Here is a 24,638-nt window from a genome sequence, read left to right on the forward strand (position 1 = left end):
TTCCTCGATATGTCTGTCAGTTGTGCGCGAGCGCTTCGACGCCGCCGACGATCTCGCTGATTTCCTGGGTGATCTGCGCCTGGCGGGCCGCGTTGGCCTGCCGGCTCAGATTCTTCTCGAGCTCGGTCGCGTTGTCGGTCGCCGCCTTCATGGCGGTACGGCGCGCGGCGCTCTCCGACGCCGCGGCGTCGAGCAGTGCCGCGTAGATACGCGCCGAGACGTACTTCGGAAGCAGCGCGTCGAGGAGCACCGTGGCGTCGTCGCCTTCGAACTCGATGTCCGCGCCGACCGAACCCGACGGGGTCGCGTCGAGCATGTCCTCGCCCATGTCGAGCTTCTCGAGCTCGAACTCGACGTCGATCGGCGCCATGCGACGGACCACCGGCTGCTGCGAGAGCATGGAGACGAAGCGCGTGTAGACCACGTGCAGTTCGTCGACGCCCTCCTCCCGACCGCCGTCGGGCAGCTCCACGACCTCGCCCGAACCGGCCAGGAACAGGTTCACCAGGTGGCGGACGGCCGGCTGGCAGTCGGCGAACACCGGCTGCTGCGAGAAGCCCGACCAGCTGGCCGAGATCGCCCGGTCGCGGAAGGTGTAGTACCCGATGCCCTTGCGGCCCATCACGTACAGCACCGGCTCCTTGCCCTCTTCGCGCAGCAGGGAGAGCAGTTCCTCGGTCTCGCGCAGGACGTTGGCGTTGTAGCCGCCGCACTGTCCGCTGTCACTGGTGATCACCAGCACCGCGGCGCGCTTCGGCTCGGGCCGTGCCGTCAGGAGCGGAACCACTCCCAGATTGGCGTGGCTGGCCAGCTTCGCGACGACGCTGGTCATCTCCTCGGCGTACGGTCGGGCGGCGGCCACGCGAGCCTGTGCCTTCGTGATACGCGAGGTCGCGATCAACTCCTGCGCCTTGGTGATCTTCTTGGTCGACTGAATCGACCTGATCCGCCCGCGCAGTTCCCGGATGCTGGCCATGTTACTTCGTCTTCTTCGTCACTCGGATCGTCTCGGACTCGACGTCCTCGGGGTTGAGGGCGTCGGCGGCGACCTCGACGACGCTGCTGCCGTCACCGGCCCGGAAACCGGCCTTGAAGTCGTTCGTGGCCGCGGCCAGAGCGGCCTTGTCCTCGGCCGAGAGCTTCTTGGCGCCACCGGCGATGTTCTCGTAGACGCCCTTGGCGCTGTGGTGCAGAGCCTCCAGCAGCTCGGCCTCGAAGCGACGGATGTCGTCGACCGGCACCGAGTCCATGAAGCCGTCACCGCAGAGGTACAGCGAGACGATCTGGTCCTCGACCGAGACCGGGCTGTACTGGTCCTGCTTGAGCAGCTCGACCCAGCGGGCACCGCGCTCCAGCTGCGCCTTCGAAGCGGCGTCCAGGTCCGAGGCGAAGGCCGAGAAGGCCTCCAGCTCGCGGTACTGGGCCAGCTCCAGACGGAGCGAACCGGAGACGTCCTTGAGACCCTTGGTCTGGGCGGCGCCACCGACACGGGAGACGGAGATGCCGACGTTGATGGCCGGACGGACGCCCTTGTTGAAGAGGTCCGACTCGAGGAACACCTGGCCGTCGGTGATCGAGATGACGTTGGTCGGGATGAACGCCGAGACGTCGTTGGCCTTGGTCTCGATGATCGGCAGACCGGTCATCGAGCCGCCGCCCATCTCGTCCGAGAGCTTCGCGCAACGCTCCAGGAGACGCGAGTGCAGGTAGAAGACGTCGCCCGGGTAGGCCTCGCGCCCCGGCGGGCGGCGCAGCAGCAGCGAGATGGCGCGGTAGGCCTCGGCCTGCTTCGACAGATCGTCGAACACGATGAGGACGTGCTTGCCCTGGTACATCCAGTGCTGGCCGAGGGCCGAACCGGTGTACGGGGCCAGCCACTTGAAGCCTGCCGAGTCCGAGGCGGGAGCGGCGACGATGGTGGTGAACTCCATCGCGCCGGCCTCTTCGAGAGCGGTCTTGACGCCGGCGATGGTCGAGCCCTTCTGGCCGATCGCGACGTAGATGCAGCGGACCTGCTTGTCGGGGTCGCCGGTCTCCCAGTTCGCCTTCTGGTTCAGGATGGCGTCGATGCAGACCGCGGTCTTGCCGGTCTTGCGGTCGCCGATCACCAGCTGACGCTGGCCGCGGCCGATGGCGGTCATGGCGTCGATGGCCTTGATGCCGGTGGCGAGGGACTCCTCGACCGGCTGGCGCTCGAGCACGGTCGCGGCCTGCAGCTCCAGGACGCGCTCTTCGGTCGACTCGATGGCGCCCAGGCCGTCGATCGGCGCACCGAGCGGGTCGATGACGCGGCCGAGGAAGGCGTCGCCGACCGGCACCGACAGCACGTTGCCGGTCCGCTTGACCTCCTGGCCTTCCTCGATGTTCTCGTAGTCGCCCAGGACCACGGCGCCGACGGCGTCGAGGTCGAGGTTGAGCGCCACGCCGCGGATGCCGCCGGGGAACTCCAGCAGCTCGTTAGCCATCGCGCCCGGCAGACCGCTCACATGAGCGATGCCGTCGCCGGTGTCGGTGACGACGCCGATCTCTTCACGAGTGGCCTCCCCGCGCACCTCGTCGGTGTAATTTGCGATCGCGCTCCGAATGTCATCGGAGGAGATGGTCAACTCGGCCATATTCCTGCCTGCTCTTCCTGGGCTTTCTTAAAGGGTCTGGGAATCGTTCTAGTGGGGGTCACCGCAGGCTGCGACGCAGTGCCGCGAGCTTTCCGGCAATGCTTCCGTCGATGCGCTCGTCGCCCACGCGGACGACGACCCCACCGAGGAGCTCGGGATCGATATCGACGTGCAGGGTGACCGGCGCGTCGAAGACGGCGGACAGCTTCTCCGACAGCTGGGTGCGCTGCGTGGCCGACAGCTCACCGGCTGCGGTCACGTAGGCCACCTTGCGGCCGTTGGCTGCCGCGGCCAGGGCGGACAGATCGTCGATCACGTCGCCGGGGGCCTCGTCGCTCGCGACGACGGCCTGGGCGGCCAGTCGGCGGGTCACGTCGTCGACCTTGCCGGCGATCAGCGAATCGAGCAGTCGGGCGCGATCGGCTTCGGACCGGGCGCGGTCGCTCAGCGCCTGCTCCAGGTCGGGGTTGCCCTTGACGGTGCGGGCGAGCCGGAACAGCTCGTCCTCCACCGTCTCCAGGCGGCCCTGCGACTTGGCCGCCTGCAGCATGGCCTCGCGGCCGAGCTCGGACAGGGCGGACGCGAGATCCGCGTCGCGCGACCAGTGACGGGCGGCGGCCGAGGCCACCGTCTGCTGCGTGATCTCGGTGACCTTGCCCGAGAGCAGGCCACGGGCGACCGCGGCGCGTGCGTCGGGTGCGGTGGCCGAGTCGGCCAGAGCGGTACGCAGCGCACGGTGATCGGACACGGTCTCGGCGAACGACAGCAGTTCGTCGCCCACGGTGACCGCATCGTCGCTCGTCACGCCGCGCAGAGCGGCTTCCAGCTCGACGCGGGCCCCGGCGAGGGCTTCACGGCTTGACGCTGCGTACATCTACCTACATTCCTTCTCGTGGCGTGACACGGTGAACGGTTCGGCAGGATCGGCGGAGCACTCCCCCGGGCGTGTGCCCGAAGACGTCACCCCGCCGACCCGCAGCCGTCCATCGCTCATCTGTGCTCTTACTTCGCGGCGTTTCCGGCGACGTCGTCGAGTTCCGCGAGGAACTTGTCGACGGTGCCCGCCTGCTTGGCGCCGTCCGACAGCTCGCCGGCGACCAGCTTCTCGGCCAGGTCGACGGACAGGCGTCCGACGTCGCTGCGCAGCTCGGCGACGACCTGCTGGCGCTGGGCCTGCAGCTGTGCCGCGCCGTTGGCGATGATGCGATCGCTCTCGGCGGTCGCCTGCGCCTTCATGTCCGTGATGATCTGCGTGCCCTGGGCACGTGCCTCGTCACGGATGCTCGCGGCCTCGTCACGAGCGCCGGCGAGCTGCTCGCGGTAGGCGACCAGTGCGGCGTTGGCCTCGGCCTGAGCGGCCTCGGCGCGCTCAATGCCGCCTTCGATGGTGGCGCGACGCTCATCGAGCATCTTCTGGTACATCGGAACGACGAACTTCCAGAAGACGAACAGAACGACGGCGAAGGCGACCAACGACCAGATGATGTCGTACCACTGCGGGAGCAGCGGGTTCTGATCTTCGCCGCCCTCGGCGGCGAGATACAGCTCAGTGGAGTTGATCATGTCTGTGGCTCAGATCAGAAGATGAAGCCGGTGACGATACCGATCAGCGCCAGGGCCTCGGACAGTGCGATACCGAGGAACATGGTGGTGCGGATCTGGCCGGCCAGCTCGGGCTGGCGGGCGATGCCCTCGATGGCCTTGCCGGCCACGATGCCCACGCCGATGCCCGGGCCGATGGCCGCGAGGCCGTAACCGATGGCGCCGTAGCCCTTACCGGTCGTGGTCTGCTCGGTGGCTTCTGCGAGAGTCTGGGCGATGTAGCTCATCTTGCGATTCCCTTTCTTGGTGGCTCGCCACCCGGTCGGGCGGTGAGTCAGTTCGTGGTCCCGGCCCCGGGCGTCTCCCGGGCCGAGGGTCGGTAGGTGGTGGTTCGGATCAGTGCGAGTCGGCGTGCAGCGACATGTCGATGTACACCGCGGTCAGCAGGGAGAAGATATACGCCTGCAGGACGATGATCATCAGCTCGAAGAGCGTGAAGCCGACACCGGCGAGCAGCGAGAACGGCGCGAAGATCAGGTTCACGCCACCGCTGAAGAGGAAGAACTGGGTGGCCGCGAAGAACAGCACCAGCATGATGTGGCCGGCCAGCATGTTGGCCATGAGTCGGACGGTCAGCGTGAACGGACGCAGCACGAAGGTCGAGATGAACTCGATCGGGATCAGCAGCGGCTGGATCGCCACCGGGACGCCCGGCAGGACGATCGAGGACTTGATGAACCCGAAGAACCCGTACTTGGAGAAACCGACCCAGAGGTAGGTGATGTAGGCGACGCCCGCCATCACCATCGGCATGCCGATCCGCGCGTTCGAGGAGATGTTCAGGAAGGGGATGATCGACGACAGGTTCAGGAACAGCGTCGCGAAGAAGATCGAGGCGATGATCGTGAAGAACTTGCGGCCGTTCTCCTTGCCGAGGATCTCCTCGGCGATGTTGATCCGGACGAAGTCCAGGGCGCTTTCGATGACGTTCTGCAGGCCACTCGGAACCAGCTTGGGGCTGCGCATGCCCACGTAGAAGAGGATCGCGACGAGGGCCGCGATGGCCAGCCGCATGATCATCAGTCGGTCGAGCGCGAACGGTGTTCCGGCGAAGGCCACGGCCTTCGGGAAGAAATCGGCAAGGCTCGGCGCGTGGAACTCGGCGGCGGCAAGGATGACGCTCAGCGTTCTCTCCCGTGTTCGGGACCGGGGCGTCGTCGTGGACACCCGGTCCGATCGGCAATCTGTGCGGGCACGAATCATGAGCAGCGCCGGTGGGCGTTGCGTTCACTTGTCTCGTGCGCTCAGAACTTTATCAAGTAGTAACCCGGACCTGCGAATCCGCCCCCTGGTGAGAGGGGTCGCAGCCCGGATCGTCAACCACTACTATTCAGTGTAGTAGCAGGTCAGATCGCGCACAATGTGGCATTCGGTGTCATTACGGGTGTTCATACGGCGTTAATGTAGCATTCATCACAGCTTAGGCGTGCTCTTCGGATCCTCCGTGTAAGGCTGCTTGGTGGTGAGGACGCCCCACACCTCCGAGCCGAGCACGGCGACGATCGCACCGATCAGCATCGTGACCAACGCGCCCTTCGAGTAGAAGGTCATGTCGCCGAGGATCGCCATCACGATCAGGACCACCACCATCTTGACGAACCAGCCGCCCATCACCGCGATCATGGTGGCCGACGGCGCGAGATTCGCGGTGGCCATGATGCTCACCACCGTCAGCAGGATGAAGACGCCGCCGATGCCGGCGCCGATGAGCACGCCGTACAGACCCGGCACGCCGTGCCAGGGCCAGAAGATCAACAGACCCGCCGCGGTCAACGCGAGCAGGCCGTACAGTCCGTAGCGCAGGCCGTTCTTCAGCGGAGCGAGCGAATCGTACGAGGTCTCGGCGACGTCGCCGGAGGTCGGATCGGGAGTCGGGGCTGCGTTGTCGTCGTTCGTGGACACGCGGACCAGGCTACGTGATCCCCGGTACGTCATCCCGCCACGGCCGCCGTCCCTTCGCGGCTGCTAGCCCTTCACGACGGCGAGCCTGCGGCTCAACCGGGGTGCGAAGGTCGCGATCAGGGCGATCAGCAGGCCGCCGGCGAAGAACGGGGCCACCGTGAGCGGCGAGAAGAGGGTGCAGGCCGCCACCGACATGGCCAGTACGCCCACCCACAGGTAGATCAGCATCGCGACCCGACGCTGCGAATGCCCCATCTCGAGCAGTCGGTGATGCAGGTGCATCTTGTCCGGGGTCGCGAAGCTGACACCGGCCCGGGTCCGGCGGATCACGGCGAGCACCATGTCGAGCAGCGGCACGAACATCACCGCGGCCACCAGCACGATCGGCGAGAGCAGCGTGAACATGTCCGCGGTGCCGTAGGCGCTCCGGGCGGGCCGACCGGAGGCGCTGGTGGCGGCCGCCGCGAGCATCAGCCCGATCAGCATCGCGCCCGAATCGCCCATGAAGATCCGGGCCGGCGAGAAGTTGTGCGGGAGGAAGCCCAGGCAGGCTCCGGCCAGCGCGGTGGTGATCAGGGCCGCCGGGTAGTAGCTGACGTCGCCGCCCTGGTCGTGCAGCAGCCCCAGGGAGAAGATCAGGATCGCGGCGGCCGCGATCAGTCCCAGACCGGCGGCGAGACCGTCGAGACCGTCGACGAAGTTCATCGCGTTGATCGTGGTGACGGTGATGACCACCGTGAGGATGCCCGCCTGCAGCGGATCCAGGACCACCGTGCCGATGTCGGCGAAGGGCACGTACAGCAGATACCAGCTCAGGCCCATCACCACCAGCACGCCCGCGGCCGTGATCTGTCCGACGAACTTGGTCAGGGCGTCCAGACCCCACCGGTCGTCGATGACGCCGACCAGCACGATCACCAGTCCGGCGACGATCACCGCCGTCATGTCGTGGGTGTAGGCGAAACCGCGGTTGAGCGCGGGCAGCTGCGCCGCGAGGGCGATCGCGCACACCACCCCGGCGTACATGCCCACCCCTCCGAGCCGCGGGGTCGGGATCTGGTGGACGTCACGATCGCGCGGCACGGCGACCGCACCCGCCCGGATCGCGAAGACCCGGACCAGGGTGGTCAGGAGGTAGGTGATGCCGGTGGCGGTGAGCCCCACCAGGGCGAGCTCGCGCAGCGGCACGCCCGCGCCGCTGACGGCGTCGAGCGCGAGCAGTCCCGCTTCGGTTCCGGACCCGTTCACAGCGACCGGGTCACTCGGACTCCGGCTGCGGCAGCCGCAGCTCGTCCGGGGTCATGTCGAGGACCTCGGCCACCTCGTCGAGGCTCACCGCGCCCTCGCGGAGCACCAGCGGGGACTCGCCGGTCAGGTCGACGATGGTCGACGCCACCGCGTGATCGGCCGGTCCGCCGTCGAGGTAGACCGCGACCGAGTCGCCGAGCTGGTCGCGCGCCTGGGCGAGCGTCGCCGACGGCTGTCCGCCGGACACGTTGGCGCTGGAGACCGCCATCGGCCCCACCTCGCGCAGCAGTTCGACGGCCACCGGGTGCAGCGGCATGCGGAGCATCACGGTGCCGTCGGCGTCACCGAGATCCCAGGCCAGTGACGGCGCCTGTTCGACGACGAGGCTGAGCCCGCCCGGCCAGAACGACTGCACCAGTTCGCGCGCCTCGGGACTCACCCGCTGGACGAGTCCGTCGATCGTCTGCCAGGAACCCACCAGGACCGGCACCGGCATGTCGCGACCGCGATGCTTGGCCTCGAGCAGGGACGCCACCGCCTCCGAGTCGAAGGCATCGCAGCCGATGCCGTAGAGGGTGTCGGTCGGCATGACGACGAGTCGGCCGCCGCGCGCGGCACCGACGGCCGCGCGCATGCCGGCCGCTCGCTCCTGCGGATCACTGCAGTCGTAGACGACACTCACGTCGTCCATCCTTGCACGCCCGCCTCCGGCGCCACATTCGTACCGCTCGACGCGGTGTCGACGGGCTGTTCTCGGGTCCGGCTCCCGGCGGTCTCCTCGTGGGCGACGCCGCGCTCGGGGGCCTTCCGCGCGCCGACCCAGCGGGGCCGGCCGGCCAGATCGGTCCGACTCCGCACGTCCGCGAACGCCCCGTCCGTCGTGAACACGGCGACCACGGCCGCGGCGGTGGTGTCGTCGTGCTCCACGGCCACCCCTCCCCCGGGCACCAGGGCGGCCGCGATCAGCGGGACCACGGCCTCGATCAGGTCCATGCCCGACTCGCCGGAGAACACGGCCTCGGCCGGATCGTGAGCCGCCTCGGGCGAGATCTCCGCCGCCGACGGGACGTACGGCGGATTGCCGACGATCAGCTCGCACTCCCCGATCCGCTCCCAGACCGCGGGGTCTGTGACGTCCCCGGCGATCACCCGGATGCGGCGGGCGACGGACTCGGGCTGCGCGGCGACGTTGCGGCGCAGATACTCAAGAGCCTGCGGGGAGCGTTCGACGGCGACCACCGCGGCGCGCGGCACCGCGGTCGCGATCGCCAGCGCGAGGGCTCCGCTGCCCGAGCAGAGATCGGCCACCCGGAGCGGGCCGTCCGGGCGCGCGGCGCACTCGCCGACGGCCCACTCCACCAGGAGTTCGGTCTCCGGGCGCGGGATGAAGACGCCCGGTCCCACCGCGAGGTCGAGGCCGGCGAAGGGCGCGCTGCCGGTCAGGTGTTGCAGGGGGATCCGCTCGGCGCGGCGCGCGATCAGCGACTCGTAGGACCGGCGGGCGTCGTCGTCGACGTCGTCGATCAGGAGCAGTCGGCCGGGTTCGGTGCCCAGGACGTGCGCCAGGAGCCAGGCGGCGTCCGCGGCGGCGGAGTCGATCCCGGCCTCGGCCAAGCGCTGCGCCCCCCGGCGGCGCAGACCAGAAGCGGCGGTCACTGCTCGAGTCGAGCCTGCTTGTCGGCCTCCACCAGGGCGTCGAGCAGAGCTTCCATGTCACCGGAGAGGACCGTGTCGAGGTTGTTGGCCTTGTAGCCGATCCGGTGGTCGGCGATCCGGTTCTCCGGGAAGTTGTAGGTGCGGATGCGCTCGGAACGGTCGACGGTGCGGATCTGCGCGGCCCGGCCGGCGGCGGCCTCGGCGGCGGCCTCCTCCTCGGCGGCGGCCTGGAGACGGGCGGCGAGAACCTGCATGGCGCGGGCCTTGTTCTGCAGCTGCGACCGCTCGTTCTGGCAGGTCACGACGATGCCGGTGGGCTCGTGGGTGATGCGGACCGCGGAGTCGGTGGTGTTGACGCCCTGACCGCCCTTGCCGGAGCTGCGGTAGACGTCGATGCGCAGATCCCTCTCGTCGATCTGCACGTCCTCGACCTCGTCGGGCTCCGGATACACCAGGACGCCCGCCGCGGAGGTGTGGATGCGGCCCTGCGATTCGGTGACCGGCACGCGCTGCACGCGGTGCACGCCGCCCTCGAACTTCAGCCGCGACCAGACCCCGTCGCGGGTGGCCTCCCGCGCCTTGATCGAGAGCGTCGCATCCTTGTAGCCGCCCAGATCGGACTCGGTGACGCCCAGGACCGTGGCCTTCCAGCCGCGCTTCTCGCAGTACTTGAGGTACATCCGGACCAGGTCGGCCGCGAAGAGCGCGGACTCCTCGCCGCCGGCGCCGGACTTCACCTCCACCACCACGTCGTCGCCGTCGTGCGGATCGCGCGGGGCCAGCAGGTCGGTGAGCTGGGCGTCGAGTTCGGCGACCGCGGCCTCCAGGCCGGGGACCTCGGCGGCGAATCCCGCATCGACCTCGGCCAGTTCCCGGGCGGCCTCGAGGTCGTCGCGCGCGGCCTTCAGCCTGGTGTAGGTGGCCATCACCGGCGCGAGCTCGGCGAACCGCTTCCCCACCCGCCGGGCGTTGGCGGGGTCGTCGTGCAGGGCCGGATCGGACAGCTGCTGTTCGAGTCCGGCGTGCTCGGCGAGAACGTCGTCGATCGCGGTGGCCTGCCTGCTCACTCTGGTTCTGCTCCTGAATTCGTGGGACGTGTGGTCTCGACTCCGCTCGACCACCGAGAGGTTCTCGACCGGCGAGGAACTCTCGACCGTCGAGCGACCCTCCGGTGATCGAGCGGCCTCTCGGTGATCGAGCGGAGTCGAGATCGACCGGACCTTCGGTGATCGAGCGATCCTCGATGATCGAACGACCCCCCGGTGATCGAGCACCCCTCGGTGATCGAGCGGAGTCGAGATCGATGAGATGCGAACGACGCCCGGCCAGCGATCGAGTCGATCGTGTGCCGGGCGTCGTGGAGAAGCTACTTGGTGCGCTTGCCGTAACGCTTCTCGAAGCGGGCGACGCGGCCGCCGGTATCGAGGATCTTCTGCTTGCCGGTGTAGAACGGGTGGCAGTTGGAGCAGACCTCGACGTTGATCCGGCCGTTCTTCTCCGTGCTGCGGGTCTCGAAGGTGTTGCCGCAACCGCAGACGACGGTGGTCGCCACGTACTCGGGGTGGATGTCCTGCTTCATTCTTGTCCTTTAATCGTTGTGGCCGCCGGGTCATCGGACGCTGGGCATGCCGATGTGAACCGGAACCGGACTGACCGATCGATTATTCCACAGCGATCGACGGGCGGGGAAATCGTCGACGTCGACGCATGGATCGCACCACCGCGCGGACATCCGACGATCCGCGACCGGGCCGACGGTCGGCGCCTCACCCCGTGGCCGCTGCCCCCTGCATTACAGTCTGTTCACGAACTCGATCGGCGGCGGGGAGCGATCGACATGACCAGTGGAGCAGGGGTCGATTCATGACGGTGTTCATCAGCTACCGGAGTTCACGGAAGGCCGAGGCCGAACAGCTGTCGGAACACCTCGAGTCCGCGGGCATCCCCACGTTCGTCGCCCACCGGGACATCCGTCCGGGGCAGGACTGGCCCACGACGATCACCTCCGCCATCGACAACGCCGCCGCCGTCATCGTGTTGTTCTGCCAGGACAGCGACCGGAGTCGGCATGTGAAGCGGGAGATAGGAATGGCTGATTCCAGGCGGCTTCCGTGCTTCCCGGTTCGGCTCGAATCGGTGGAGCCGAAGGGCCTCGAGTACTTCCTGAACACGGCGCAGTGGTTCGACTGGACCGACAGGAACACCGCCGACCTGGATCTTCTGGTCACAGAGCTGCAGAAGGTCACCGGTGGCACACCGTCGGCCGTCACGGGTTCCCCCTCGCCGAGCACCGAACCACGATCGACGCCGATCGACGATTCCGCACCGGCCGAGTTCCCCGAAGTCCTCGAGAGCGTCGCCCGAAGGACCGGGTGGATCTCCGATCGCCAGATGACACACATGGTCGGCGAACTCAAGGAGAGGGCCGCCGCGCTGAGCGACGAGTTCGGCGACGACCACCCGGCCGCGCAGCCCGCCGTCAACGAGTACTTGGCCTCGTGGTTCCTCCTGCGCGACAGGTTCGCCGAAGCACTGCCCCCGGTCTCCACGAACGTGAACTTCACCAAACCCTGCCGGATCGCACTCGGTCGCGTGACACCGGAAGCGAAGTACGAGACGTTCGACACCCGTTTCGTCACACCCCGGGCGGGTACGAAACGTGAGCAGAAGCTCGCCGCACTCGACGAGCAGACCGGCACCGAGGTGGCCGAGGCGCTCTTCGCCCTGATCGACGCCGACCGTCGCCGACGGATCGTCGCCGCCCTCCGGGCGGGCGACACCGCGTCGATCAAGACGCTGATCGGACTGCTTCTCTCCGAAGACGAGTGGGCGACCGTCCGAGACTGCTGAATCGGGGAACGTCCACCCCGGCCGTCGGCGCGACCGACCGGTCCTCCACGAGACCCGGCGATCGAAGTGACGTAGATTACGTAGATTATCAGCTTTCCCTAAGTTACATTTGGCTTACAAGTGTGTCGCTTCACCGTCGCAGCGCCCACAGGTTCCGCATGGCCGAGGTCTCTCTCCATGGCCGTGCCTTGTCTGCGAGGAGCGTGCGTTGCGACCCGTGATCGATGCATCCCATTTCCACGACGAGTCGGGCTTCGAGGCCCGACCGGCCGCCGATACGGCCGTGTCTCTCTGGGATCCCGCTGATGAGAAGAGCAGCTGCGGCGTCGGCTTCATCACCCGCAAGGACGGTGTGCAGAGCCACGACGTGATCGTGATGGCCGAGGAGGCGCTCTGCTCGGTCCCCCACCGCGGCGGCATCAACGCCGAGGGCGTGGGCGACGGCGGCGGCGTCTCGATGGACCTCTCCCAGGCCTTCTTCCGCAAGGTCACCGGCGACGACGACCTGCGTCTCGGCCGCTTCTGCGTCGGCAACTTCTTCCTGCCCGACGACCCGGAGGCCGCCGCGCAGGCCGCGAAGCTGATCACCTCCACCATGACCGACCGCGGCTTCACCGTGCTCACCGAGCGCGAGGTCCCGGTGAACGCCGCGGTGCTGCCCAAGGCCGGGCCCGCCGCTCAGCTGCCGATCCGCCAGTGGGTCTTCGCCGCGCCGAACCCGTGCCCGGCCCCGGCCGCCCTGGATCTGCTGGTCCAGGAGGCGCTGCTGCGCATCGAGGCGATCGGCTACTCCGATCCCGCGCTGGCCGGCCTCTACCCGCTCTCGCTCTCGGCGCGCACCCAGGTGCTCAAGGGCCGGCTGTCGTCGCACGAGGTGATCGGCTACTTCACCGACCTGCAGGATCCGGTGCACGCGGTGCACACGCTGTACTTCCACACGCGGTTCTCCACCAACACCGACCCGCACCCGACCATGGCGCAGCCGTTCCGCTATCTGGCGCACAACGGCGAGCTGAACACCGACAAGAAGAACCGCATCGCGCAGGTCACCGCCGCGGCCGCCGCACGGCGCTCGGTGGTCCGCCCGCCCGGCCAGTCGGACAGCTCGCGGCTGGACCAGACCGTCGCGACGCGCGTCATCGAGGACCGCCTCGACCTGGTCACCGCCATCGTCTCGATGATGCCGCCGGCCTGGGAGAACGACACCACCCTGTCGCCGCGGGTCCGCGCGATGTTCGAGTACTTCTCGCTCTACGAGGAGAAGAACGACGGCCCCGCCGCCGTCGTGTTCGGCGACGGCACCGTGATCGGCGCCCGCCTGGACCGCCTCGGCCTGCGCCCGCTGCGCAGCGTCGAGACCAACGACTACCTGTGCGTGTTCTCCGAGGCCGGGCAGATCGACTTCGAACCGTCGACGGTGATCTCGCGCAGCCGCGTGTGCGCCGGCGGGATGATCTACTACGACCACCGCGAACACCGCACCTACACCACCGACGAGGCCTACGAGAAGCTCGCCGCCGCGGCCGACTACCCGGCGCTGCTGGCCGCCGCCAAGGTCGATCTCGCCGAGCTCGAGGCGCAGTCCGCGCTGGTCGGCGAGGAGATCCCGGTGACGCTGCCCGGTCAGCCGGCGCGCCCCGCGGCCCCGCGGCTGCGTGACGCCCAGCCCGAGCCGGTCGAGCTGACCGATCACCAGCGCTACCGCGCCTACTACCTGGACCAGGAGAGCCTCCGCTTCTTCCTCGACCCGATGATCGAGACCGGCGGCGAGTTGATCTCGGCGATGGGCTTCGGTCTGGCGATCAACCCGCTGACCAACCGGGAGCCGAGCGTCGCACGCTTCTTCTCGCAGCGCTTCGCCCAGGTCACCAACCCGCCGCTGGACAGCATCCGCGAGGCCGACGCGATGTCCATGCGCGTCGCTCTCGGGCTGCGCCCGCAGGTCTTCGCCTCGGCCCGCACCCGCGGCGGCGCCACCGACCGGTCGCGGCAGATCGTGCTCACCTCGCCGGTGATCTCCGCCGATCAGCTGACCGCGCTCACCGCGCAGCGGCAGGTGCCGATCTCCGAGTTCGACGCGACCATGCCCGTCGGCGCCGACGGCATCGAGGCGGCCTCCCTCGCCGCGGCCGTGGACGCGCTGTGCGACGCCGTGGTCGCCTTCGCCCGCGGCACCGGCGGCATCGCCGTGCTCACCGACCGCGGCATCGGCCCGGCCCGCGCCGCGGTGCCGATGGTCTTCGCGGTGTCGGCGGTCAACCAGCGACTCATCTCCGAGGGCCTGCGCCTGCGGGTGAGCGTCGTCGCCGACACCGGTCAGGTCGAGTCCAGCCACCATCTGGCGCTGCTGCTCGGTTTCGGCGCCTCGGCCGTGCACCCGCACACCGTCGCCCGCCGCGCGTTCGAGAAGTTCGGCGCCGCCGAAGGCGATGCCGCGTTCAACCGGTGGCGCAAGGCCGCCGAGAAGTCCCTCGGCAAGACCATGGGCCGCGTCGGCCTGTGCACCGTGGAGAGCTACATCGGCGGCGAGTTCTTCGAGCCGAACTTCCTCGACACCGACGACGACGATCTGGGCCGCTGGTTCGGCACCATGCGTTCGCCCGCCGGCGGCGTCGGCCTCGCGCCGATCGCCGCGGCCCTGCAGATCGCGCACGGCGACGCCATGGACAACCGGCTCGCCACCGACCGCGATCTGCCGCTGCTCGGCCTGTTCAAGGAGCGCGCCGACGGTGCGGGCCACTCGTTCGGCGCCACCGCGGTCCGCCGCTGGGAGGAGATGAACGGCGCCGGGTTCACCTACGCCACCGCCGACCGCGAGTCGAAGCAGGCCACCGAGGCCGGTGCGCCCGAGGCCCTGCAGAAGCTGACGCTCGGCGAGTTGGACAGCGCCTTCGGTCTCTCCGCCCGCGCCTACGAGGGCAGCAGCTACGCCCGGCTCACCGACGAGCAGATCGACTCGTTCCAGGTCACCGACGCCTACCGCGCGTTCTCCGCCGACCTGGCCGCGGCCCGCGCCGAGCGTCCGAGTTCGCTGCGCGACGTCCTGGCCGTCGCCCCGGCGGGCGACGAGGTCGCGCTGGACGAGGTGCAGCCCGCACACGAGATCACCCCGACCTTCGCCTCCGGCGCGATGAGTCACGGCGCCCTCGTGGCCGCGGCCCACGAGGCCGTCGCCCACGGCACCAACATGGTGGGCGCCCTGTCCAACAGCGGTGAGGGCGGCGAGCACCTGTCGCGGTACGGCACCGTCCGGGCGTCGGCCATCAAGCAGTTCGCCTCGGGCCGCTTCGGCATCTGGGCCGGTTACCTGGCCGACCCGAACCTGCAGGAGCTGGAGATCAAGATCGGCCAGGGCGCCAAGCCGGGCGAGGGCGGTCAGCTGCCCGCGCCCAAGGTGACCGTGGAGATCGCGGCCGCCCGCGGCGGCACCCCCGGCGTCGAGCTGGTCTCCCCGCCCCCGCACCACGACACGTACTCGATCGAGGACCTGGCGCAGCTCATCCACGACTGCAAGGCCGCCCGCGTCCGGGTGATCGTGAAGCTGGTCTCCTCCGAGGGCATCGGCACCATCGCCGTCGGCGTCGCGAAGGCCGGCGCCGACGTGATCAACGTGGCGGGCAACACCGGCGGCACCGGCGCCGCCGCGGTGTCGAGCCTGCGGTACGCGGGCCGGGCCGCCGAGATCGGTCTGGCCGAGGTCCACCAGGCGCTCAGCGCCAACGGCCTCCGCCGGAAGGTGATCCTGCGGGCCTCCGGTGCGCACCAGACCGGCCGCGACGTCGTGCTGTCGGCGCTGCTCGGCGCCGACAGCTTCGAGTTCGGCACCGCCGCGCTGATGTCGATCGGCTGCGTCATGGCCAAGAACTGCAACGTCAAGTGCCCGGCCGGCCTCACCACCAACCCCGAGCTGTTCGAGGGCGATCCGCGCGCGATGGCGCAGTACCTGCTCAACGTCGCCGGAGAGGTCCGCGAAGTGCTCTCCGGGCTGGGTCTGCGCAGCCTGCGCGAGGCCCGCGGCCGCGCCGATCTGCTCAGCGTGATCGACCATCCGGCGATGGTCGGCGCCATCCGCACCGACGCGCTGCTGGCCGTGGTACCCGAACTCGTCATCGACGAGCCGATCTACTACGAGGCCGACTTCCACGTCGACGACGCCCTGCTCACCCAGGTGCGCGCGGCGCTCGTCGAGAAGGACGCCGGCGCGGTGGAGACCGAGTCGGTGCACCTGGGCAACCGGGACAAGAGCGTCGGCGGTCAGCTCGCCATCGACATCGAGCGCCTGCTGAACTGGGAGCTCGACGCCGAGCGGGCCGACGCCCTGACGTGCGTGCTGCACGACGAGCGGGGCCGCCGCTACCTGGCCGCGGACACCGTCGTGATCCCCAGCACCGGTTCGGCCGGGCAGTCGTACGCCGCGTTCTGCAACGACGGCATGCGGATGACCCACAGCGGCACCTGCAACGACGGCGTCGGCAAGTCGATGTCCGGCGGCACCGTGGTGATCACCTCCCCCGGCGGCGGCGCCAACTCCGTCGGCGGCAACGTGCTGGTGGGCAACTTCGCGCTCTTCGGCGCCACCGGCGGACGCCTGTTCGTCGAGGGCGAGGCCGGCGACCGGTTCGCGGTCCGCAACTCCGGTGCCACCGCCGTCGTCGAGGGCGTCGGCGAGTACGGCTGCGAGTACATGACCAACGGCGCGGTGCTGAACCTCGGCGGCTACGGCAAGGGCCTGTGCAACGGCATGTCCGGCGGCTTCCTGTACCAGTACGATCCGGCCTGCCGCGTGGAGAAGTACGTCAGCCACGACTCGGTGATCCTCGGCGCGATCACCGGCGTCGACGATCCGTTCGCGGCGCTGCACCACGACGCCGTGTACTCGCTGCTCACCTGGCACGCCGAGGCGACCGGTTCGGCGCTGGCCACGCGGCTGCTGCAGAACTGGGAGACCGAGCGTCACTACTTCACCTACGCGATGCCCAAGGCGCTGGTCGCCCACCAGGACTCGGCGACCATCATGGCGACGCTGGATCGTCGGACGCTGCTCGACGAGCTGTCCGGGGCCATCGCCGTCGACCAGGTCCGGGCGCTCAAGCGCGCCTCGCGGACCGCGGTCCCGGTGCTCGACGGCGCCGTGCCCGCCTTCGGCCACACCGACGACGAGACCACGTTCGCGCTGCTCAGCGCGTTCACCGTCTTCGAACTGGCCCGCGAGGTGGCGACGGCGCGTCTGAAGAAGACCCGGCACGGCAGCCGTCTGGTCGCCAACGAGCAGACCATCGCGCACGCGGCCCGCAACCTGGTCCTCACCGAGGACTTCGATCTGCTCGGCCGCGTCGCCCGGTACGCCCGCGACATCCTGTCCGAGTACCCCGTCGAACACCTGGCGGCGCTCATCGGCGCCAAGCGCGTGACCGACTACAAGCAGGCCCTCGCCCTGCGCAACGTCCGGTCGATGGACGCCCCGGCCACCTACGGCTGGCTGCTGCTGCAGGACGCCCGCAACCGCGAGGTGCTGGGTGAGCTGACCAGCTTCGCCGAACTGTTCGCCACCCGCGCCGTCCCCGACATCGCCAAGACCATGCGCAGCGCCGCGCAGGCCTCGGCCGAAGCCCTCACCGACTCCGCGGCCCTGGCCGCGGCCGGCCCGAAAGTTGGTCAGCTCTGATGGAACTCCCCTACATCCCCTCCGACATCCCGTTCACCGGTGACCAGAAGGCCTGGTTCTCCGGGTTCATGGCCGGCCTGAACACCCGCATGGCCATGCCGACCGGCGTCGCCGAGGCCGCGCTGGCCGGCACCGCGACGTCGACCCTGGCCCCCGAGGGCGGCCCGGGCCCGCTGCTGATCGCCTACGGCACCCAGACCGGCAACGCCGAGATGATCGCCGAGCAGGCCGCCGAGGCCGCCGCCGGACTCGGTTTCAGCGTCCGCGTGGCCGACATGGGCGACCTGACCGTGGCCGACGTCGCCGCGGCGAGCAAGCTCCTCGTCGTCGTCTCGACGTACGGCGAGGGCGACATGCCCGACAACGCCGAGGACCTCTGGGAGCAGCTCGCCGACGACGCCGCTCCCCGCATGGAGGGCCTGCGGTTCGCGGTCTGCGGCCTCGGCGACTCCATCTACGACGGCTTCTGCCAGGCCGCCAAGAACCTCGACGGTCGGCTCTTCGAGCTCGGCGCGCAGCGCCTCGTCGACCGCGTCGAGTGCGACGTCGACTTCCAGCGTCCCGCCGACGCGTGGCTGCCCGGGGCGCTGCAGGCGCTCGCCGACGCCCCCGCGGCCGGTGCGGTCGCCGCGGCACCCGCACCGGTGGCCGCCGCGTCGTCGTCGTCGTCGGACAAGGTCAAGTGGGGCCGCAAGAACCCGTACCCGGCCACCATCCTGGCGAACTCGGTGCTGTCCGGCCCGACCTCGGCCAAGGAGGTCCGGCACCTGGTGATCTCGCTGGGCGACAGCGGCATCGAGTACCAGCCGGGCGACGGCATCAGCATCGTCGCCGAGAACGACGGCGCCCTGGTGGATCTGCTGCTGGCGCGCATCGGGGCCACCGGGGACGAGCTGATCACCGATCGCAAGGCGCAGCGCACCCTGCGCGAGGCGCTGACCAGCCACTACGAGATCAGCACGCCGTCGAAGTACCTCGTGGACTACGTCGCCAAGCGCACCGGCGACCCCGAGCTGACGCACCTGATGGAGACCGGCGACCCCGAAGCGCTCGACGCCTGGCTGTGGGGCCGCGACGTGCTCGACGTGCTCAACGTGGATCCGGCGATGACCATGTCGCCGGAGGAGCTGATCGGCGAGCTGCGTCCGCTGGCGCCGCGCGTGTACTCGATCTCGTCGTCGCCGGAAGCCCACAACGGCACCGTGCACATCACCATGGCGACCGTCCGCTACACCTCCGACAACCGGGAACGCGGCGGCGTCTGCTCCACCTACCTGGCCGATCGCCGCGGCGAGAACGACGAGGTGCAGGTCTACATCACGCCGAACAAGGCGTTCCGTCTTCCGCAGGACGACGCCCCGGTCATCATGATCGGTCCGGGCACCGGCATCGCGCCGTTCCGGTCGTTCCTGCACGAGCGGGCCGCACGCGGCGCCACCGGTGACAACTGGCTGTTCTTCGGCGACCAGCACCGCGACTCCGACTTCCTGTACGAGGCCGAACTGGACCAGTTCCTCTCCGACGGGCTGCTCTCCCGGCTGGACCTGGCGTTCTCCCGCGACCAGGAGCACAAGGTGTACGTGCAGGACCGGATGCGCGACCAGGGCGAGAACGTGTACCGCTGGCTCGAGCGCGGCGCCCACGTCTACGTCTGCGGCGACGCCAACCGGATGGCTCACGACGTGGACCAGGCGCTCACCGAGATCGTCGCCCAGCACGGCGGCATGGACGCCGAGAAGGCCGGACTCTACGTGAGCGACCTCAAGAAGGAGAAGCGGTACTGCCGCGACGTCTACTGAGTCCAGGCGTGTCCTGACCACGGCGTCCCGACCGTGACCGCAGGGGGCCCGACCTCGCCGATCCGGCGAGGTCGGGCCCCTCGCCGTCGTACCGCCGGAATCGGCCGGGGTACATTGCGACTATGACGACCGAAACCGAACGGCCCGCGGGCCGCGCCAAGAAGGTCCGCTGGTCCCGTCGCAACCCCTATGAGGCGCGCGTCGTCGAGAACACGCTGCTGACCTCGCCGGACAGCGACAAGGAGGTCCGCCACCTGGTGCTGGACGTCGCCGATGCGGGCCTCGAGTACGAGCCCGGCGACGCGGTGTCGGTGATGCCGACCAACTCCCCCGACCTCGTCGATGCCGTCATCGCGCGCCTCGGCGTCCCGCCGGAGACCGAGATCACCGACCGCAAGGGCTCGCAGACGCTGCGGAACGCGCTCACCCACGGCTTCGAGATCACCTCCGTCTCCCAGTACCTGCTCGACCACCTCGCGAAAGCCCTCGGCAATCCCGTCGCGCAGGCGCTGCTCGACGGCGAGCGCGCCGAACTCGACGCGTGGTCCCGCGGCCGCGATGTGCTCGACCTGCTCAACCTGGAACCCGACTGGTCGCCGACCCCCGAGGCGCTGCTGGCCGAACTCCGTCCGCTCGCCGCCCGCACGTACTCGATCTCGTCGTCGCCCCACGTGCACGCCGGCACCGTCCACCTCACCCCCGCCACCGTCCGCCACTTCGCCACCGAGGACTGGGGAGACGGCCGCGACCGCGGCGGCGCCGCCTCCACCTACCTCGCCGACCGGGTGGCGCCCGGGGACACCGTGGGGATCTACCTGACCCCCAACAAGAGCTTCCGCCTCCCCGAACCCGACACCGACATCATCATGATCGGCCCCGGCACCGGGATCGCCCCGTTCCGGGGCTTCCTGCACGAGCGCGCCACCGTCGGCGGCGACGGCCGCAACTGGCTCTTCCACGGCGCCCGGCACCGCGACCAGGACTTCCTCTACCGCGACGAGATCCACGAGCTGCACGCCGACGGGGTCCTCGACCGCCTCGACGTCGCCTTCTCCCGGGAACAGGAGGAGAAGGTCTACGTCCAGCACCTGATGGACGGCCACGGCGAGGACATCTACCACTGGCTGCGCGACGGCGCCGTGCTCTACGTGTGCGGCGACGCCGACGCGATGGCCAAGAGCGTCGACGACGCCCTGGTCCAGATCATCGCCCAGCACGAAGGCCTCGACGAGGCCGCGGCGCGGGAGAGGTTGAAGGAGATCCACGCCGAAGGGCGCTACCGCCGCGACGTCTACTGACCTCTCTGGTGTCTGGGGAGTCCACTCCTCCGTGTCGAGACTCCGCCGGGTCACCTCGTCATGCGCGCTTGGAACGCATCGCCTTGAGCTGTCTCAGATCCGGGTCCGCCGCCAGCTCCCGATACCGGTCGGAGCCCAGCGGGACGACGGCGATGCGGCCCTCGGCGTCGTAGTGGATGCCCCACCCGTAGCGCTTGCCGAGCGGTGACGCCCGCAGGCAGGCCTGCGACCTGCTGAAGAACTCCTCACGGGCGGCGGCGCGGTCGGCGGCCTCGATCCCCCGGCGCTGCGCGTAGACGTCGAAGAGGACGTCGTCGGAGGTGTGCTCGTACGGGTGCGCGGCGAGCATCGCGAACTGCAGTTCGGCGACCGACGGCGCCTTCTTCCCCGCGGGCGGCTCCTGCCCCGCACCGACCGGACAGTCCTCGGCGACGGAGAGGAAGGTGCTGGTGTAGTCGGTGGTTCCCATGCGTCCAGTGTGCGCCACCGGCTCGGCGCCCGCCCGCCGGTGTCGACGTGTCTCCTCCGGATGCGAGCGAGCCGCAGGCTGAGCCGGACCCGGAACGAAGTGACGAGTCCGTGTCGAAGCCCCGCTTCTCCAGGCGGCGGGGATCGTGGCGCTCGACTGACCCCGACCTCGCCGAAACACGGCGTCTCCCTCTCATCGGTGAGAGGGAGACGCCGGCGACGCTTCTGAGCCCTCCGCGGAATCTGGAGCCGGGGTACCCGTCTCGAAGCAGGCCGAGGACTGCCGAAGAAGCGTCGCCGGCGGCTCCCGACCTCAGAGAGCGGGACTCAGTCCTGGTCGGAGGTGCCCGGGGCCGTCTTCTGGACCTGCATGAGGAACTCGATGTTGTTCTTCGTCTTCTTCAGCTGCGAGATCAGCAGATCGATGGCCTGCTGGCTGTCCAGGCCGGCGAGGAGACGGCGCAGCTTGTGCACGATCGCGAACTCGTCGGGGCTGAGCAGCAGCTCGTCCTTACGGGTGCTCGACAGGTTGACGTCGACGGCCGGGAAGACGCGGCGCTCGGCGATCTTGCGGTCGAGTTTGAGCTCGGCGTTGCCGGTGCCCTTGAACTCCTCGAAGATCACCGTGTCACCGGTGGAACCGGTCTCCACCAGTGCCGACGCGATGATGGTCAGCGAGCCGCCGTTCTCGATGTTGCGGGCGGCGCCGAGGAACCGCTTCGGCGGGTACAGCGCGGTGGAGTCGACACCACCGGACAGGATGCGGCCCGACGCCGGGGATGCGTTGTTGTAGGCGCGGCCCAGGCGGGTGATCGAGTCGAGCAGCACGACGACGTCCTTGCCCTGCTCCACCAGGCGCTTGGCACGCTCGATGGCGAGCTCGGAGACGCTGGTGTGGTCCGACGGCGGGCGGTCGAAGGTGGAGGCGATGACCTCGCCCTTCACGCTGCGCTGCATGTCGGTGACCTCTTCGGGCCGCTCGTCCACCAGCACCACCATCAGGTGGCATTCGGGGTTGTTGGTGGCGATCGCGTTGGCGATGTCCTGCAGGATCGTGGTCTTGCCGGCCTTCGGCGGCGAGACGATCAGGGCGCGCTGGCCCTTGCCGATCGGCATGATCAGGTCGATCACGCGGGTGTCGAGACGCTCCGGCGTGGTCTCCAGGCGCAGCCGCTGGTTCGGGTACAGCGGGGTGAGCTTGGCGAACTCGGGGCGCTTCTTGGCCAGTTCGGGTTCGCCGCCGTTCACCGTGTCGAGGCGGACCATCGGGTTGAACTTCTGGCGGTTGTTGCCGCCGCCGGAGTTCTCGGCGCCCTCGCGCGGCACCTTCACCGCGCCGGTGATCGCGTCGCCGCGACGCAGACCGTAGCGGCGCACCATGTTCATCGAGACGTAGACGTCGTTCGGTCCGGCGAGGTAGCCGGAGGTGCGCACGAAGGCGTAGTTGTCCAGGACGTCGAGGATGCCGGCGACCGGTGCGACGGCGTCGCCCTCGTTCAGCTGCGGCTCGCCGCCTCCGCCCTCACCGCGGTCGCGGTTGCGGCGGTTGCGTTCGCGGAAACGACGGCCCCGGCGGCGACCGCCGCCTTCCCCGTCGTCGTCGCCGTTCTGGTTCGCCCCGCCCGGATTCTGGTTCTGACCGCCCTGGTTGCGGTTGCCGCCCCGGTTGTCGCCGTTCTTGTTGTTGCCGTCGTTCTTGCCGTCGCCGCCCTTGGCGTCCGACTGCTTCTCGCCCTGGCCCTGCTTCTCGCCCTGGCCGTCGCGCTGTCTACCGTTCTCGCGGTTGTTCTCGCCGCGCTCACCGCGGTTCCGTTCACGACGGCGCTCGCCGCCCTGTTCGGTCTTCTCGCCGGTGGTCTTCTCACCCGCGTTCCTGTCCTTCGCGGACTGCTCTCTCGCGGGCTTGTCGGCGCCGTTCTTCTCGGCGGGCGACGACTCGTTCGAGGTCTTCTCACCGCCGGACTTCGCGGGCTGCTCGTCCGCCCGCACCGGCTCCGCGGCGCCCTGACCTGCAGACTTCCCCTCATTCGAGGTGGTATCCGCGGTCTTCTCGGCCTTGACCGCCTCGGTCTTCTCAGGCTGAGTCCTGGGGGCCTCGGTCTTCGGGGTCTCAGTCTTCGAGGTCTCGTTCTTCGAGGTCTCGGCCTTCGGCGTCTTCGCCTTCGGGGCCTCGGTCTTCGGGGCGCTCGCGGGGGCGCCGCCGCTCTGGTGCGTGCGGATCGCGTCGATCAGGTCTCCCTTACGCATTCCCGAGATGCCCCGGATACCCAGCTCACCTGCGAGAGTGCGCAATTCGGGCAGCAGCATCGCCGACAGCCCACGCTTGGCGGTCTTGGGAGCACTCACGTCCGTATCGGTCACGGATGTCCTTTCGTTCCGGCGGCAGATACCGCCGGGTGCCACTGAAGAACCAGTGGTACGGGAATTCTCAATTGCTCTGCCGCGGCGAGAAGGTCGCTACCGGTGCGCTGATGCTCGGAAAGGCCGGCCGCATCGGTGACTGCCGAAGAAGCGAGATGAGACATCTGCGCGGCGGAACGCTCCCAGTGTAGCACCGACTGTTCACGGGTCCGCCGATCAGGCGTGGTGTGCGACGCCTTCGCCGATCGGCAGCTGCGTCATGGCGAATCCGTGTTCCGCCGCGAGCGCCGCCTCGGCGTCCCCGAGCGAGTCGGTTCCCAGCACCACCACCGACGGGCCGGCGCCCGAGACCGTCGCCGCGTGCCCGAGGGCCCGGAGCTGTGCGATCAGCGCCGTGGTCTCCGGCAGCGCCGGAGCCCGATACCCCTGGTGGAGGCGATCCTGCGTCGCCTCGAACAGGCATCCCGGATCGGCGGTCAGCGCGACGACGACCAGCGCGGTCCGGCTCAGATTGAACACCGCGTCGGTCATGGTCACGGACTCGGGCAGCAGCCCGCGGGTCACATGCGTGGACGACTCGGTCTGCGGCACGAAGGCGGTGGCCACCACGTCGTCGTGCAGGTCGAGATGCCGAGCGAAGTAACCGCCCTCGCCGTCCATCCAGGTCACGACGGCACCGCCGAGCACGCTCGCCGCCGCGTTGTCGGGGTGTCCCTCGAACTCGCTGGCGAGCTGGACCAGCTCGGCGTCGGTGAGTGCGGCACGACGGCCGTCGGTCGCCATGAGCGCCGAGGCCGCCCCCAGCCCACCGACGACGGCGGCGGCGGACGAACCGAGACCCCGCGAATGCGGGATCGCGTTGGCGCACTCGAGGTGCAGGCCCGGCGCGCCGACACCGGCGAACTCGAAACCGCGGACCACCGCGCGCGCCACCAGATGGCTCCCGTCACGGGGTACGTCGTCGGCGGCCTCACCGGAGGCGTCGACGGTGATGCCGCTCTCGGTGACCGTCACCGTCACGACGTCGTACACGCCCAGTGCGAGACCGAGGCAGTCGAATCCGGGGCCGAGGTTGGCCGTCGAGGCGGGGACGCGGACGGTCGCGGTGAGTCCCGGTTCGAGCCGGATCTCCGCGTCCGGCGCACCGATCTGGGCGGCAGAGGTGGCGCTCATC

At 69.4% G+C, this 24,638-nt stretch carries 19 protein-coding genes; 4 read left to right on the forward strand and 15 right to left on the reverse strand.

Annotated elements, in window-relative coordinates:
- Positions 1–16: 16 nt before the first annotated feature.
- From QM809_RS17115 to rpmE, 12 genes are all read right to left on the reverse strand, one after another.
- Positions 17–976, reverse strand: coding sequence for a F0F1 ATP synthase subunit gamma (locus tag QM809_RS17115; RefSeq protein WP_415046885.1), 960 nt, complete (start codon positions 974–976; stop codon positions 17–19).
- Between the two features lies 1 nt (position 977).
- Positions 978–2,615, reverse strand: a complete 1,638-nt coding sequence (gene atpA / locus QM809_RS17120) for a F0F1 ATP synthase subunit alpha (protein ID WP_415046886.1) — start codon at positions 2,613–2,615, stop codon at positions 978–980.
- Positions 2,616–2,673: 58 nt separating this feature from the next.
- Positions 2,674–3,489: a F0F1 ATP synthase subunit delta gene (locus QM809_RS17125; protein WP_415046887.1), complete on the reverse strand. Its 816-nt coding sequence runs from the start codon at positions 3,487–3,489 to the stop codon at positions 2,674–2,676.
- 128 nt (positions 3,490–3,617) lie between these two features.
- Positions 3,618–4,178 carry a F0F1 ATP synthase subunit B gene (locus QM809_RS17130; RefSeq protein WP_415046888.1) on the reverse strand — a complete coding sequence of 187 codons (561 nt, stop codon included), beginning with the start codon at positions 4,176–4,178 and terminating at the stop codon, positions 3,618–3,620.
- A 14-nt stretch (positions 4,179–4,192) separates the two neighbouring features.
- The gene (locus tag QM809_RS17135) at positions 4,193–4,444 is read right to left on the reverse strand and encodes an ATP synthase F0 subunit C (RefSeq protein ID WP_415046889.1); all 252 of its coding nucleotides are present in this window, start codon (positions 4,442–4,444) and stop codon (positions 4,193–4,195) included.
- A gap of 109 nt (positions 4,445–4,553) precedes the next feature.
- Positions 4,554–5,420: a F0F1 ATP synthase subunit A gene (gene atpB, locus QM809_RS17140; protein ID WP_415046890.1), complete on the reverse strand. Its 867-nt coding sequence runs from the start codon at positions 5,418–5,420 to the stop codon at positions 4,554–4,556.
- Between the two features lie 210 nt (positions 5,421–5,630).
- Positions 5,631–6,119, reverse strand: a complete 489-nt coding sequence (locus tag QM809_RS17145; protein WP_415046891.1) for a hypothetical protein — start codon at positions 6,117–6,119, stop codon at positions 5,631–5,633.
- Between the two features lie 63 nt (positions 6,120–6,182).
- Complete coding sequence (locus QM809_RS17150) at positions 6,183–7,367, reverse strand: glycosyltransferase family 4 protein (protein ID WP_415046892.1); 1,185 nt, start codon at positions 7,365–7,367, stop codon at positions 6,183–6,185.
- 10 nt (positions 7,368–7,377) lie between these two features.
- Positions 7,378–8,049, reverse strand: a complete 672-nt coding sequence (locus QM809_RS17155; RefSeq protein WP_415046893.1) for an L-threonylcarbamoyladenylate synthase — start codon at positions 8,047–8,049, stop codon at positions 7,378–7,380.
- A complete protein-coding gene (gene prmC / locus QM809_RS17160) occupies positions 8,046–9,023 on the reverse strand; it encodes a peptide chain release factor N(5)-glutamine methyltransferase (RefSeq protein WP_415046894.1) in 978 nt (325 codons plus the stop codon). Before prmC ends, QM809_RS17155 begins: the two co-directional genes overlap by 4 nt.
- Positions 9,020–10,090, reverse strand: a complete 1,071-nt coding sequence (gene prfA, locus QM809_RS17165) for a peptide chain release factor 1 (RefSeq protein ID WP_415046895.1) — start codon at positions 10,088–10,090, stop codon at positions 9,020–9,022. The genes prmC and prfA overlap by 4 nt, the downstream gene beginning before the upstream one ends.
- A gap of 299 nt (positions 10,091–10,389) precedes the next feature.
- Entirely contained in the window at positions 10,390–10,602 is a 213-nt protein-coding gene (gene rpmE, locus QM809_RS17170) for a 50S ribosomal protein L31 (protein ID WP_415046896.1), read from the reverse strand.
- Positions 10,603–10,886: 284 nt separating this feature from the next.
- Between rpmE and QM809_RS17175 the strand changes: the two genes are divergently transcribed.
- From QM809_RS17175 to QM809_RS17190, 4 genes are all read left to right on the forward strand, one after another.
- Positions 10,887–11,873: a toll/interleukin-1 receptor domain-containing protein gene (locus tag QM809_RS17175; RefSeq protein WP_415046897.1), complete on the forward strand. Its 987-nt coding sequence runs from the start codon at positions 10,887–10,889 to the stop codon at positions 11,871–11,873.
- A 283-nt stretch (positions 11,874–12,156) separates the two neighbouring features.
- Complete coding sequence (locus tag QM809_RS17180; RefSeq protein ID WP_415047134.1) at positions 12,157–17,538, forward strand: glutamate synthase-related protein; 5,382 nt, start codon at positions 12,157–12,159, stop codon at positions 17,536–17,538.
- On the forward strand, positions 17,538–19,337 hold the full coding sequence (locus tag QM809_RS17185; RefSeq protein WP_415046898.1) for a sulfite reductase subunit alpha: 1,800 nt from the start codon (positions 17,538–17,540) through the stop codon (positions 19,335–19,337). Before QM809_RS17180 ends, QM809_RS17185 begins: the two co-directional genes overlap by 1 nt.
- Before the next feature lie 122 nt (positions 19,338–19,459).
- Positions 19,460–20,635 carry a sulfite reductase flavoprotein subunit alpha gene (locus QM809_RS17190; protein WP_415046899.1) on the forward strand — a complete coding sequence of 392 codons (1,176 nt, stop codon included), beginning with the start codon at positions 19,460–19,462 and terminating at the stop codon, positions 20,633–20,635.
- A gap of 58 nt (positions 20,636–20,693) precedes the next feature.
- Here the strand turns inward: QM809_RS17190 and QM809_RS17195 are convergent, their stop codons facing one another.
- The 3 genes from QM809_RS17195 to thrB all read right to left on the reverse strand — a co-directional run bounded on the left by QM809_RS17195 (position 20,694) and on the right by thrB (position 24,637).
- Entirely contained in the window at positions 20,694–21,104 is a 411-nt protein-coding gene (locus QM809_RS17195; protein WP_415046900.1) for a DUF6157 family protein, read from the reverse strand.
- Between the two features lie 326 nt (positions 21,105–21,430).
- The gene (rho, locus tag QM809_RS17200) at positions 21,431–23,410 is read right to left on the reverse strand and encodes a transcription termination factor Rho (RefSeq protein WP_415047135.1); all 1,980 of its coding nucleotides are present in this window, start codon (positions 23,408–23,410) and stop codon (positions 21,431–21,433) included.
- A gap of 270 nt (positions 23,411–23,680) precedes the next feature.
- Positions 23,681–24,637, reverse strand: a complete 957-nt coding sequence (gene thrB, locus QM809_RS17205) for a homoserine kinase (RefSeq protein ID WP_415046901.1) — start codon at positions 24,635–24,637, stop codon at positions 23,681–23,683.
- Between the last annotated feature and the right edge of the window lies 1 nt (position 24,638).

Origin of the sequence: Gordonia sp. (in: high G+C Gram-positive bacteria) (genome assembly GCF_047600385.1) — a bacterium.
Lineage (GTDB): Bacteria > Actinomycetota > Actinomycetes > Mycobacteriales > Mycobacteriaceae > Gordonia.